The 12750-nt window shown below is 66.1% G+C and carries 11 protein-coding genes; all 11 read right to left on the bottom strand.

All coding sequences use genetic code 11. The annotated features are described in order from the left end of the window. Window positions 1-170: 170 nt before the first annotated feature. Window positions 171-1841 (bottom strand): ribonuclease J, encoded by a 1671-nt coding sequence (locus ASE66_RS26170; protein ID WP_057192649.1) that lies wholly within the window; start codon window positions 1839-1841, stop codon window positions 171-173. A 106-nt stretch (window positions 1842-1947) separates the two neighbouring features. Next, a complete protein-coding gene (locus ASE66_RS26165; protein WP_057192648.1) occupies window positions 1948-2727 on the bottom strand; it encodes a biotin--[acetyl-CoA-carboxylase] ligase in 780 nt (259 codons plus the stop codon). Window positions 2728-2839: 112 nt separating this feature from the next. Then, window positions 2840-4270 carry an NADH-quinone oxidoreductase subunit NuoN gene (gene nuoN, locus ASE66_RS26160; protein WP_057192647.1) on the bottom strand — a complete coding sequence of 477 codons (1431 nt, stop codon included), beginning with the start codon at window positions 4268-4270 and terminating at the stop codon, window positions 2840-2842. 10 nt (window positions 4271-4280) lie between these two features. Continuing rightward, window positions 4281-5792, bottom strand: a complete 1512-nt coding sequence (locus tag ASE66_RS26155; RefSeq protein WP_057192646.1) for an NADH-quinone oxidoreductase subunit M — start codon at window positions 5790-5792, stop codon at window positions 4281-4283. A 4-nt stretch (window positions 5793-5796) separates the two neighbouring features. Beyond that, on the bottom strand, window positions 5797-7830 hold the full coding sequence (gene nuoL, locus ASE66_RS26150) for an NADH-quinone oxidoreductase subunit L (protein WP_057192645.1): 2034 nt from the start codon (window positions 7828-7830) through the stop codon (window positions 5797-5799). A gap of 26 nt (window positions 7831-7856) precedes the next feature. Beyond that, a complete protein-coding gene (gene nuoK, locus ASE66_RS26145; protein WP_156412333.1) occupies window positions 7857-8165 on the bottom strand; it encodes an NADH-quinone oxidoreductase subunit NuoK in 309 nt (102 codons plus the stop codon). Continuing rightward, window positions 8162-8785, bottom strand: coding sequence for an NADH-quinone oxidoreductase subunit J (locus ASE66_RS26140; protein ID WP_057192643.1), 624 nt, complete (start codon window positions 8783-8785; stop codon window positions 8162-8164). The genes nuoK and ASE66_RS26140 overlap by 4 nt, the downstream gene beginning before the upstream one ends. A gap of 128 nt (window positions 8786-8913) precedes the next feature. Continuing rightward, a complete protein-coding gene (gene nuoI / locus ASE66_RS26135) occupies window positions 8914-9402 on the bottom strand; it encodes an NADH-quinone oxidoreductase subunit NuoI (RefSeq protein WP_057192642.1) in 489 nt (162 codons plus the stop codon). Window positions 9403-9421: 19 nt separating this feature from the next. Further along, window positions 9422-9661, bottom strand: a complete 240-nt coding sequence (locus ASE66_RS26130; protein WP_057192641.1) for a hypothetical protein — start codon at window positions 9659-9661, stop codon at window positions 9422-9424. Then, window positions 9661-10680, bottom strand: coding sequence for an NADH-quinone oxidoreductase subunit NuoH (nuoH, locus tag ASE66_RS26125; protein ID WP_057192640.1), 1020 nt, complete (start codon window positions 10678-10680; stop codon window positions 9661-9663). Before nuoH ends, ASE66_RS26130 begins: the two co-directional genes overlap by 1 nt. A 6-nt stretch (window positions 10681-10686) precedes the next feature. Next, on the bottom strand, window positions 10687-12750 hold the full coding sequence (nuoG, locus tag ASE66_RS26120; RefSeq protein ID WP_057192639.1) for an NADH-quinone oxidoreductase subunit NuoG: 2064 nt from the start codon (window positions 12748-12750) through the stop codon (window positions 10687-10689).

Below are 12750 nucleotides of genomic sequence, written 5' to 3'. Positions count from 1 at the left end.
TGAGTTTTTTCCTGGCGCATCATCGTGACTCGGAAACGAACCGTCATCCCGGACAAGCCGCGTCAGCGGCGCTGATCCGGGATCCATTCCTGAACCGTTCCGGAATGGATCCCGGGTCTCCCTACGGTCGCCCGGAATGACGGCGTAATTCCATGCAGTACAAAGTCATTCTACACCGTGATCACCAGCGCGTTCACCAGCGGCTTCTTGCCCCACTCCTCGTTGACGGCGGAACGCACGCCGCGTTCGAGCGCGTTGCGCACGGCCTCGGGATCGCGGCGCTTGCCCTTGGGCATGCCCTCGATCAGATCCTCGACCGCGTCGGCGACGATATCGTCGAAGGGCGTGCCGTCCTTGGCGGTGACCGGCAATCCGATCAGCGCAACCTCGGGATCGCCGGCGAGCTCGCCCTTCTCGTCGAGCGCAATCGCGATCGAGATCACCCCGGCGAAGGACAGCTTGCGGCGCTCGGGAATGGTACGGTCAAGCGCTCCGACGAGCAGCGTGCCGTCCTGGTAGAGCCGGCCATGCTGGACCTCGGTGATTTTGCGGGCTCCGTCCTCGGTAATCGCGACGACATCGCCATTGCCGGCGCGCAGGACATGCTTGACGCCGAGGCTGCGGGCGAAGGTAGCGTGTTCGGTCAGGTGCTGGTCCTCGCCATGGGCGGGGATCGCGATCTTCGGCTTCAGCCAGCCATAGAGCCGCGCCAACTCCTCGCGCCGGGGATGGCCTGAGACGTGCACGAGATGGGTGCGGTCGGTGATGATCTCGATATTGTCGCGCGCCAGCCGGTTGAGGATGGCGCCGACCGCCTTCTCGTTGCCGGGGATGGTGCGCGAGGAGAAGATCACCCGATCGCCCGGCGAAAGCGCGATCTCGGGATGATCGTCGGCGGCGATGCGCGAGAGCGCGGCGCGCGGCTCGCCCTGGCTGCCGGTGACGAGCGCGACGACCTTGTCGCGCGGCAGGTAGCCATAGTTCTCGACCCCACGGAAGGCCGGGATGCCGTCGAGGAAGCCGCATTCGCGAGCGACATCGATGACGCGGTCCATGGCGCGGCCGACCACGACGACCTCGCGCTGGTTGGCCATCGCGGCTTCGGCGACCGACCGCAGGCGCGCGACGTTGGAAGCGAAGGTGGTGACGGCGACGCGGTTCGGCGCGGAGGCGACCAGTTCCTTGAGCTTGGCGGCGACATCCGCCTCGCTCGGGCTGATGCCGTCGCGCAGGACGTTGGTGGAGTCGCAGACCAGCGCCAGCACGCCTTCCTCGCCGAGCTCGCGCAGGCGGACTTCGTCGGTCGGCAGGCCGACGCGCGGGGTCGGGTCGATCTTCCAGTCGCCGGTATGGACGACGAGGCCGGCCGGCGTGCGGATCGCGAGCGCGTTCGATTCCGGGATCGAGTGCGCAACCGGCACGAACTCGATGTCGAACGGGCCGAGGGTGAAGCGCCCGCCCTGGGCGACGATGTTCATCTCGACCTTGGGTGCGCCGGGCTCGGAAAGGCGACGCGTCGCCAGAAGACCGGCGGCGAAACGCGTACACCAGACCGGCGCGCGCAGCGACGGCCAGAGCGCGGCGAGCGCACCGATGTGGTCTTCATGGGCGTGGGTGATGATGATGCCGAGCAGGTTCGCCCGATCCTGGATGATGTAGTTGAGGTCGGGCAGGACGATATCGACGCCCGGCGCCTCCGGCCCGGCGAAGGAAAGCCCGCAATCGACCAGAATCCATTTGCGCTTCTTCTCCGGCCCGAAGCCGTAGAGCGCGGCGTTCATGCCGATCTCGCCGAGGCCGCCGAGCGGAACGAAGACGAGCTGGTCACTGGAACGGGTCACTGGATATCCTGACGTTCTATGCTGAGGCGGGCGAAGCGGGCGGCGGCAGGCCTAGCATGCTCTCCAACGCGCCTCCATAGCGGCAGGAGCAGGCGGAAGCGTTGCCTCAACCTGCCGGTGCGCCCGAAATGGGCGTCGAGCCGAAATAGAGGTCGCCGGCATCGATCAGCCGCCTTCCGCCTTCCGTCTCCAGGTCGAGCCGCCCGGAGGCGTCGAGGCCGAGGAAGCGGCCGGAGACCGGCCCTTCCGGTAGGCGCATGGTGATGGTCTCGCCGAGATAGGCGGCTCGCTCCAGCCAGGCGGCACGGATCGGGCCGAAACCGCCGGGCAGCGACCAGGCCGAAAAGCGCCGATCCCAGGCGTCCGACAGGGCCAACAGCAGACGCTCGACGGTCGCGTCAGCCGCATGCGCAGCAAGATGCGTCGCCGGATAGGGCGTCCCTTCCGGCGACGAGGCGATGTTGACGCCGAAGCCGAAGATGACGTTGAAGTGCCCTGCCCGGTTCTCGCCTTCGAGCAGCAGGCCCGACGCCTTGGCGCCGCCGATCAGCAAATCGTTCGGCCATTTCAGGGCGAGCGTCGGGGCGGAAAGCCCGGTCACAACTGCAGCCGCATCGTGGAGGGCAAGCCCGGCGACGAAGCCGAGCTGCGGCGCGAGCGCCGGCTCGCAGGGCGCGACCATGAGCAGGCTGGCGTAGAGATTGCCGGGCGGCGAGCCCCAGTGCCGGCCGTGCCGGCCGCGACCGGCATTCTGGCTTTTCGCGACGACCCAGAGCCGCCCCGGATCGCCCTCGCCGAGCGCCCGCCGCGCCTCCTCCATAGTGGAGGCGACCTCGTCACGGACGATCAGGCGATAGCCGGCGGTGCGCGCCGTTTCGCTCAGCATGCCGATCCCAGGTCGTCATGCCCGGGCTTGACCCGAGCATCTCTGAATCCAGCTACTGGTCCTGAGATTCTCGGGTCCGCGCTTCGCTTCGCCCGAGAATGACGGCGGAGCATCAGAACAGCGACTTTGCCGCCGCGGCAGCGGAGTCGAACAGCGGCGCCGGCAGGAAGGACAGCACCAGCACGAACAGTGCCGAGATCAGCAGCACGCCGCGCACGCCGGCATCGCCCTTGTCGAAGGCCGGCTTGGCGTCGTCGAAATAGATCAGCTTGACGATGCGCAGATAGTAATAGGCGCCGACGACGCTGGTGACGACGCCGACGACGGCGAGCACATAGAGCTTGGCCTCGATCGCGGCGAGGAAGACGTACCACTTCGCCCAGAAGCCGGCGAGCGGCGGGATGCCGGCGAGCGAGAACATCATCATCGACATCGCGAACGCCATCCAGCCATTGGTGCGGGACAGGCCTGCGAGCTCGCCGATCTCCTCGACCGGCTTGCCGTTGCGGTTCATCATCAAGACGCAGGCGAAGGCCGCGAGCGTGGTGGCGAGGTAGATCGCCATATAGGTCATCACGCCCTGGACGCCAGCGGGCGTGCCGGCGGCGAGACCGACCAGCGCGTAGCCCATGTTGGCGATCGAGGAATAGGCGAGCAGTCGCTTGATGTTGGTCTGGCCGATCGCAGCAAAGGCGCCGAGCGCCATCGAGGCGATCGACATGAAGATGATGATCTGCTGCCAGTCGTGCAGCGCGCCCGGGAAGGCGCCGACGAAGATGCGCACGGTCATCGCCATCGCCGCCATCTTGGGCGCCGAGGCGAAGAAGGCCGCGACCGGGGTCGGCGCGCCCTCGTAGACGTCCGGCGTCCACATGTGGAACGGCACGGCCGAGATCTTGAAGGCGACGCCGGCGGCGACGAAGACGAGGCCGATGATCAGGCCGATGCCGGGATGCCCGCCCTTCACCGCTTCGGCGATGCCGGCATAGCCGACCGTGCCGGTGAAGCCGTAGACCATGGACGAGCCATAGAGCAGCATGCCCGAGGAGAGCGCGCCGAGGACGAAATATTTCAAGCCGGCCTCGGTCGAGCGCGGATTATCGCGATCGAAGGCCGCGACGACGTACAGCGCGAGCGACTGCAGCTCCAGGCCGACATAGAGCCCGATCAGGTCGTTGGCCGAGATCATCATCATCATGCCGACGGTGGCGAGGACGACGAGGATCGGAAACTCGAAGCGCATGGCGCCGTCGCGGCGCAGGAAATCGGCCGAGAGCACGATCGCTGCGGCGGCGCCGATCAGCGTCAGCACTTTCATGAAGCGGGCGAAACCGTCGGCGATGAAGGCGCCGTTGAAGGTGACGACCTTGCCCTCGCCGCGCAGGACGAGCACCAGCGCCAGCGCAAAGAGCGCAAGCGCCGCGATCTCGAGCGTGCGCGTCGAGCGCTCGCCCTGGATGGCACCGTAGAGCACCATGGCGATGGCGCCGAGTGCCAGGATGATTTCCGGGAGCGCGGGACCGAGAGCGGGCAAGGTGTTCATCGGAGCAGCCTTACTGGACAGCCAACATCGCCGTCTTCGCGGCGGTGATGGCAGCCTGATAGTTCTTGATGAGGGCTTCGGTCGGCGCCGCGAAGGCGTCGAGGATCGTGCCGGGCGCGATGCCGTACCAGATGGTCAGCAGGACGAGCGGCACGAAGATCGCGATCTCGCGGGCGTTGAGGTCGGTGATGTCCTTGAGCTCGGGCTTCACCAGCTCGCCGAAGACGACGCGGCGATAGAGCCAGAGCGCATAGCCCGCCGACAGGATCACGCCGAAGGTCGCGATGAACGCCACCCAGGGATTGGCCTTGAAGGCGCCCATCAGCGTCAGGAACTCGCCGACGAATCCGGCCGTGCCCGGCAGGCCGACATTGGCCATGGTGAAGATCATGAACACCACCGCATAGAGCGGCATGCGGTTGACCAGGCCGCCATAGGCGGCGATCTCGCGGGTGTGCATGCGGTCGTAGATCACGCCGACGCAGAGGAAGAGCGCGCCCGAGACCAGGCCGTGGCTGACCATCTGGAACATCGCGCCCTGGATGCCCTGCGGCGTCAAGGTGAACAGGCCCATGGTGACGAAGCCCATATGCGCCACCGAGGAGTAGGCGATCAGCTTCTTGATGTCCTCCTGCATCAGCGCCACCAGCGAGGTGTAGACGATGGCGATGACGGAGAGCGCGAAGACCAGCGGCGCGAACATCGCCGAGGCGTCCGGGAACATCGGGATCGAGAAGCGGATGAAGCCGTAGCCACCCATCTTCAGCAGGATCGCCGCCAGGATGACCGAGCCCGCCGTCGGCGCCTCGACGTGCGCATCGGGCAGCCAGGTGTGAACCGGCCACATCGGCATCTTCACCGCGAAGGAGGCGAAGAAGGCGAGCCAGAGCCAGGGCTGCATCTGGACCGGGAACTTGTGCGTCAGCAGCGCCGGGATGTCGGTGGTGCCGGCGTTCCAGTACATCGCCATGATGGCGAGCAGCATCAGCACCGAGCCGAGCAGCGTGTAGAGGAAGAACTTGTACGAGGCGTAGACCCGGCGCTTGCCGCCCCAGATGCCGATGATCAGGAACATCGGGATCAGGCCGGCTTCGAACAGCAGGTAGAACAGCACTAGGTCGAGCGCGACGAAGACGCCGATCATCAGCGTCTCGAGGATCAGGAACGCGACCATGTACTCGCGCACCCGCTTCGTGACCGAGGTCCAGGACGCCAGGATGCAGAACGGCATCAGGAAGGCGGTCAGCACCACGAAGGGGAAGGAGAAGCCGTCGACGCCGAGCTTGAACTTGATGATGTCCGAGACCCAGGCATGGCTCTCGACCATCTGGAAGCCGGGATTGGCCGAGTCGAAGCGACCCCAGGCGACCAGCGCCAGGATGAAGGTCGCGACGGTCGCGATCAGCGCCGCCCAGCGGGCGTTGGAATTGACCGAAGCCTCGTCGCCGCGCTGCGCCAGGATGAAGGCGGCGCCGACCAGCGGCAGGACCAGGAGACCGGTGAGAATACCGAAGCCGAACATCATCTCACCCACGGGCCATGAGGTACCAGGTCACCAGCCCGGCGACGCCGATCAGCATGGCGAAGGCATAGTGGTAGACATAGCCGGTCTGCAGCCGCACGACCCGGTTGGTCACGTCGACGACGCGGGCCGAGACCCCGTCCGGGCCGAGGCCATCGATGACGGCGCCGTCGCCCTTCTTCCAGAGAAAGCGGCCGAGCCACATCGCCGGACGCACGAACAGGAAGTCGTAGATCTCGTCGAAGTACCACTTGTTGAGCAGGAACTTGTAGAGCACCGGGTTGGCGGCGGCGAGCTTGCCGGGCACGTCCGGGCGTAGAACGTACATGTAGAGCGCCAGCAGGAAGCCGAGCAGCATCGCGACGAAAGGCGACCAGACCACCCATTTCGGCACTTCGTGCATGGCGTGCAGGATGTGGTTGTCCTTGCCGGTGAACAGCGCCGCCTTCCAGAAATGCTCGTAATCGTGGCCGATGAACGCCTCCTTGAAGGCGTAGCCGGCCGCGATCGCGCCAAGCGACAACACCGCTAGCGGGATCAGCATCGAGAGCGGGCTCTCATGCGGCTTGTGGTCGTGACCATGGCCGTGATCGTCATGACCATGCGCGGCGTGAGCATGATCGTCATGCCCGTGGCCATGCGCGTGGTCGTCATGACCGTGCGCATCGTGCCCGTGACCGCCCCAACGCGGCGCGCCCTCGAAGGTCATGAAATAGAGGCGCCAGGAGTAGAACGAGGTCATCAGCGCGGCGACGACCAACAGCACGAAGGCATAGGAGCTGGCGAATCCGCCATGCGGCACCGAGGCATAGGCGCTCTCGATGATCGCGTCCTTGGAGAAGTAGCCGGCGAAGAGCGGGAAGCCGGTCAGCGCCAGCGTGCCGATCGTCATCGCCGCGGCGGTGAACGGGATGTACTTCCGCAGGCCGCCCATGTTCCGCATGTCCTGCTCGTGGTGCATCGCATGGATGACCGAACCGGCGCCCAGGAAGAGCAGCGCCTTGAAGAAGGCGTGGGTGAACAAATGGAAGATGCCGGCCGAATAGGCGCCGACACCCATCGCCACGAACATGTAGCCGAGCTGCGAGCAGGTCGAATAGGCGATGACGCGCTTGATGTCGTTCTGCACCAGGCCGACGGTCGCGGCGAAGAAGGCGGTGGTGGCGCCGATGACGACGACGACGGTCAGCGCTACGGGTGCGTATTCGAAGATCGGCGACAGGCGCGCCACCATGAAGACGCCGGCGGTGACCATGGTCGCGGCATGGATCAGCGCCGAGACAGGAGTCGGCCCTTCCATCGCGTCCGGCAGCCAGGTGTGCAGCAGGAACTGCGCCGACTTGCCCATGGCGCCCATGAACAGCAGCAAAGCCGTCAGCGTCAGCGCGTTCCAGTCATAGCCGAGGAAACGGAAGCTGCGCTCCGTGAGCCCGACGATCTGCGGGAAGATGCTGTCGAATGCGACCGAACCGGTCAGCACGAAGACCAGGAAGATGCCGAGCAGGAAGCCGAAATCGCCGACGCGGTTGACGACGAAGGCCTTGATCGCTGCGGCGTTGGCCGAGGGCTTCTGGTACCAGAAGCCGATCAGGAGATAGGAGGCGAGGCCGACGCCTTCCCAGCCGAAGAACATCTGCACGAGGTTGTCGGCCGTCACCAGCATCAGCATGGCGAAGGTGAACAGCGACAGATAGGCGAAGAAGCGCGGCCGCGACGGGTCCTCGTGCATGTACCCGATCGAATAGACATGCACGAGCGACGAGACGGTGTTGACCACGACCAGCATGACCGCGGTCAGCGTGTCGATCCGGAAGGCCCAGTCGACACGCAGATCGGCCGAGGCCAGCCAGGTCGCGACCTGGACGCGGGTGGTGCCGGAACCGAAGCCGACCTGGAAGAGGGCGATCCAGGACAGCACTGCCGAAACCAGCAGCAGCGTGGTGGTGACGATCTCCGAGGCGCGGGCGCCGATCAGCCGGCCGAAGATGCCGGCGATGAAGAAGCCGATCAGGGGGAGGAAGACAATCGCTTGATACATGGCAGGTTACGGGCGCGTTTCCGCGCTCAGCCTTTCATCATGTTGATGTCTTCCACCGCGATCGTGCCGCGGTTGCGGAAGTAGACGACGAGAATGGCGAGCCCGATCGCCGCTTCGGCAGCGGCGACGGTCAGCACCAGCATCGCGAAGACCTGGCCGACGATGTCGTTCAGGAAGCTCGAGAAGGCGACGAAGTTGAGGTTGACCGAGAGCAGGATCAGCTCGATCGACATCAGGATGACGATGACGTTCTTGCGGTTGATGAAGATGCCGAGCACGCCGAGCGTGAACAGGATCGCAGCGACCGAGAGGTAAGAACCAAGCCCGACCATCACGCCATCTCCTCGGGAACGCCGGCGCGCGAAGGCACCTTCTTCACATCCATCGCCGCTTCCTTGGTCCGGGCGTTCTGCGTCGGGATATCCTGGCGCTTGATGCCCTTGCGGTCGCGCAGCGTCAGCACGATCGCGCCGATCATCGCGACCAGCAGGACGAGGCCGGCGGCCTGGAAGTAGTAGATGTACTTCGTATAGAGCACCTGGCCGAGCGCGGCCGTGTTGGTGACGCCGGCGGGGATCGCCGCGACCGGGGCGCGCGCGATCTGCGGATCGATCACCCAGGCGCCGACGACCAGCAGCAATTCGACCGCGAAGATCAGCCCGATCAGGCCGCCGATCGGCAGGTATTGCAGGAAGCCCTGGCGCAGCTCGGCGAAGTCGACATCGAGCATCATCACCACGAAGAGGAAGAGCACTGCGACGGCGCCGACATAGACGACGACCAGCAGCATCGCCAGGAACTCGGCCCCGAGCAGCAGGAACAGGCCCGCCGCGTTGACGAAGGCGAGGATCAGGAACAACACCGAATGCACGGGGTTGCGCGCCGAAATCACCATCAGCGCCGAGGCGATGGTGACGCCTGAAAAGAGATAGAAGAAAGCCGCTGCGGCATTCATCTTCGCCAGCCTTTCCGCCCTTGCGGGCGGCCCTCGTTTCGTCAAACGGCGGATAACGACCCGCCGCAGTTTGGAGCGTCTATAGTCAGGCCCGCCGGACGCGACAACCGCGCGACGGGCCATCATCCTCAGCGATACGGCGCATCCATCGCGATGTTGCGCGCGATCTCGCGTTCCCAGCGGGCGCCGTTATCGAGCAGCTTGTCCTTGTCGTAGAACAGCTCCTCGCGCGTCTCGGTGGCGAACTCGAAATTCGGGCCCTCGACGATGGCGTCGACCGGGCAGGCCTCCTGGCAGAAGCCGCAATAGATGCACTTGGTCATGTCGATGTCGTAGCGCGTCGTACGGCGGGTGCCGTCGTTGCGGCGCGGGCCGGCCTCGATCGTGATCGCCTGCGCCGGGCAGATCGCCTCGCAGAGCTTGCAGGCGATGCAGCGCTCCTCGCCGTTCGGATAGCGGCGCAGCGCATGCTCGCCCCGGAAGCGCGGCGAGAGCACGCCCTTCTCGAAGGGGTAGTTCAGCGTCGCCTTCGGCTTGAAGAAGTAACGCATCGACAAGGCGAACGCGCCGACGAACTCCTTGAGGAGCAGTCCCTTGGCGGCTTGCGCGAGTGACATCCTTCTCGTCCTTCTATCCTCAGCCAAACAACGTCTGGCCGACCAGGTACCCGACGATGGGCAGACCGCCCACCGAAACCACCAGCACCGCCGCCTTCAACAGGCGGATGCGCCGTTCGTAATCATCCTTCTCGGCCTGCGTCTGCGAGCTGTCGGTGCGGCGTAAGCTCGCAACCACAACGCCCGTGACGAGCCGATACTCGATCAGGCCGACGACGAAGCCGATCAGGGCTCCGATCAGGCCGGCCTGCCCCGCCATCAGGGAGCGGGCCCCCAACCGGTGATCTGCAGCACCGCCGCAACGATCACGACGCAAGCCAGCGACAGCGGCAGGAAGACCTTCCAGCCCAGCCGCATCAGCTGGTCATAGCGGTAGCGCGGCACGAAGGCCTTCACCATCGCGAACATGAAAAAGACCAGGCAGACCTTGAGCGCGAACCAGAACACGCCCGGCAGCCAGGTGAAAGGCGCGATCGGGAACGGCGGCAGCCACCCCCCGAGGAACAGGATCGTGGTCAGCGAGCACATGGTCATGATCGCCACGTATTCGCCGAGCATGAACAGCAGATACGGGGTCGAGGAGTACTCGACCATGAAGCCCGCGACGAGCTCCGATTCCGCCTCGGCCAGATCGAAGGGCGGCCGGTTCGTCTCGGCCAGCGCCGAGATGAAGAAAACGATGAACATCGGGAAGAGCGGCAGCCAGTACCAGCCGAACAGGCCCGCCTTCGAGTTCTGCGCCTCGACGATCGCCGACAGGTTGAGCGAGCCGACGCAGAGCAGCACGGTGACGATCACGAAGCCTATCGAGACCTCGTAGGACACCATCTGCGCCGCCGAGCGGAGCGCGCTGAGGAACGGGTACTTCGAGTTCGAAGCCCAGCCGCCCATGATGATGCCGTAGACGCCGAGCGAGGAGATCGCGAAGATGTAGAGGATGCCGACATTGATGTCGGCGATCGCCCAGCCATCCGCCACCGGGATCACCGCCCAGGCCGCCAGCGAGAGCAGGCAAGAGATCAGCGGCGCCAGCAGGAACACGCCCTTGTTGGAGCCCGACGGGATGATCGGCTCCTTGAAGACGAACTTCAGCAGGTCGGCGAAGCTCTGGAACAGGCCGAACGGGCCGACCACGTTCGGGCCGCGCCGCAGCTGAACCGCCGCCCAGATCTTGCGGTCTGCGAGCAGGATGAAGGCGATGAAGACCAGGAGGCAGACCAGCAGCAGCAGGCTCTTGCCGGCGATGATCGCAAGATCGAGGACGAGGTCCCAGTTCATCGAGGCTTACTCCGCCGCCTGGCGCATGCGGCCCGAGGCCAGCGCCGAGCATTCCGCCATCACCGCCGAAGCGCGGGCGATGGGGTTCGTGGTGTAGAAATCGGCGACGGCCGGGGCGAAGCCCGCCTTCTCGGTCGCGCCGCCCTGCCCGGCCAGCTTCGCCAGACCGGAGCGATCGCTCTCGGCGACCGTGTCGACCGCAGCGAAATGAGGATGGGCGGCATAAAGCTCGCGGCGCAGCGCCGACAGCGAGTCGAAGGGCAGCGGCTTGCCGAGCGAGGCGGAGAGCGCCCGCAGGATCGCCCAGTCCTCCTTGGCATCGCCAGGTGGGAAGGTGGCGCGAGCCGCCATCTGCACTCGGCCCTCGGTGTTGACGTAGGTGCCGGATTTCTCGGTGTAGGCGGCGCCCGGCAGGATCACGTCGGCGCGATGCGCGCCCTTGTCGCCATGGCTGCCCTGGTAGATCACGAAGGCGCCGGCCGGCACCTCGATCTCGTCGGCGCCGAGCAGGAAGAGCACATCGAGCGCGCCCGCCGCCATCATGCCGGAGACATCGAGACCGCCCTCACCCGGAACGAAGCCGAGATCGAGCCCGCCGACGCGGGCGGCAGCGGTGTGCAGCACGCCAAAGCCGTTCCAGCCATCCTTGACCGCGCCGAAGAGATCGGCAGCCTTGGCCGCGAGCGAGAGCACGGCGGCGCCGTCCTTGCGGATGAGAGCACCCTGCCCGACCAGGACCATCGGCCGCTCGCCGGCAGCTCCGGCGCGCTTGACCAGATCGGCCAGCGTCTCGGGACCGGCGCCGAGATAGTCATAGGCGTAGGTCAGGTCGACCTTCTCGCCGATCAGCGAGACCTTGAAGTCGCCACGCAGCCAGCGCTTGCGGATGCGGGCATTGACGATCGGGGCCTCGCGGCGCGGGTTCGAGCCGATGATCAGCAGCGAGGTCGCATCCTCGATACCGGCGATGCCGGTGTTGAGCACGTAGCTGGCGCGGCCGAAGGCCGGGTCGAGCTTCGCCCCGTCCTGGCGGCAGTCGAGATTGTTCGAACCGAGACCAGCGATCAGCGCCTTGAGGGCATACATCTCCTCGACCGCGGCGAGGTCGCCGGCGATGGCGCCGACGCGCTCGGGCTTGGCGGCCTTGAGCTTGCCCGCGACCAGCGTGAGCGCCTCGCTCCAGCTCGCCGGGCGCAGCGCGCCATTCTCACGGATATAGGGCTGGTCGAGACGCTGGGTCCTGAGCCCGTCGGCGATGTGGCGGGTCTTGTCGGAGATCCACTCCTCGTTCACCGCCTCGTTGATGCGCGGCAGAACCCGCATCACCTCACGGCCGCGCGAGTCGACGCGGATCGCCGAGCCGACCGCGTCCATCACGTCGATGGACTCGGTCTTGGTCAGCTCCCAGGGCCGGGCCTTGTTCTGGTAGGGCTTGGAGGTCAGGGCGCCGACCGGGCAGAGGTCGACGACATTGCCCTGCAGTTCCGAGCTCATCGCGTGCTCGAGATAGGTGGTGATCTCCATGTCCTCGCCGCGGCCGATCGCGCCGAGGTCGGAGGCGCCGGCGACCTCGGTGGTGAAGCGGACGCAGCGCGTGCACTGGATGCAGCGCGTCATCGAGGTCTTGACCAGCGGGCCGATATACTTGTCCTCGACCGCGCGCTTGTTCTCGGCATAGCGCGAGGTGTCGACGCCGTAGGCCATCGCCTGGTCCTGCAGGTCGCATTCGCCGCCCTGGTCGCAGATCGGGCAGTCGAGCGGGTGGTTGATGAGCAGGAACTCCATCACCCCTTCGCGCGCCTTCTTGACCATGGGCGATCTGGTCAGCACGACCGGCGGCTCACCGTTCGGGCCGGGACGCAGGTCGCGCACGCCGATGGCGCAGGAGGCCTGGGGCTTCGGCGGGCCACCCTTCACCTCGACCAGGCACATGCGGCAATTGCCGGCGATCGAGAGCCGCTCGTGGAAGCAGAAGCGCGGCACCTCTGCGCCTGCCGCCTCGCAGGCCTGGAGCACGGTGTACTCCGGCGGGACATCGACCTCGATGCCGTCGATCAGAAGCTTGGTCAT

Origin of the sequence: Allobosea sp. Root483D1 (genome assembly GCF_001429505.1) — a bacterium.
GTDB lineage: Bacteria > Pseudomonadota > Alphaproteobacteria > Rhizobiales > Beijerinckiaceae > Allobosea.
The sequence above is the reverse complement of the archived record's forward strand: the minus strand, read 5'-3'. Positions and strand labels throughout refer to the sequence as shown.

Bases quoted from the DNA above. Each gene is read 5' to 3' on its own strand.
- nuoI (WP_057192642.1), bottom strand. From the start codon at position 9,402: ATGTCACTCGCGCAAGCCGCCAAGGGACTGCTCCTCAAGGAGTTCGTC.
- ASE66_RS26155 (WP_057192646.1), bottom strand. From the start codon at position 5,792: ATGTTCGGCTTCGGTATTCTCACCGGTCTCCTGGTCCTGCCGCTGGTC.
- ASE66_RS26130 (WP_057192641.1), bottom strand. From the start codon at position 9,661: ATGGCGGGGCAGGCCGGCCTGATCGGAGCCCTGATCGGCTTCGTCGTC.
- nuoL (WP_057192645.1), bottom strand. From the start codon at position 7,830: ATGTATCAAGCGATTGTCTTCCTCCCCCTGATCGGCTTCTTCATCGCC.
- nuoN (WP_057192647.1), bottom strand. From the start codon at position 4,270: ATGAACACCTTGCCCGCTCTCGGTCCCGCGCTCCCGGAAATCATCCTG.
- ASE66_RS26165 (WP_057192648.1), bottom strand. From the start codon at position 2,727: ATGCTGAGCGAAACGGCGCGCACCGCCGGCTATCGCCTGATCGTCCGT.
- nuoH (WP_057192640.1), bottom strand. From the start codon at position 10,680: ATGAACTGGGACCTCGTCCTCGATCTTGCGATCATCGCCGGCAAGAGC.
- nuoG (WP_057192639.1), bottom strand. From the start codon at position 12,750: ATGACCAAGCTTCTGATCGACGGCATCGAGGTCGATGTCCCGCCGGAG.
- ASE66_RS26140 (WP_057192643.1), bottom strand. From the start codon at position 8,785: ATGAATGCCGCAGCGGCTTTCTTCTATCTCTTTTCAGGCGTCACCATC.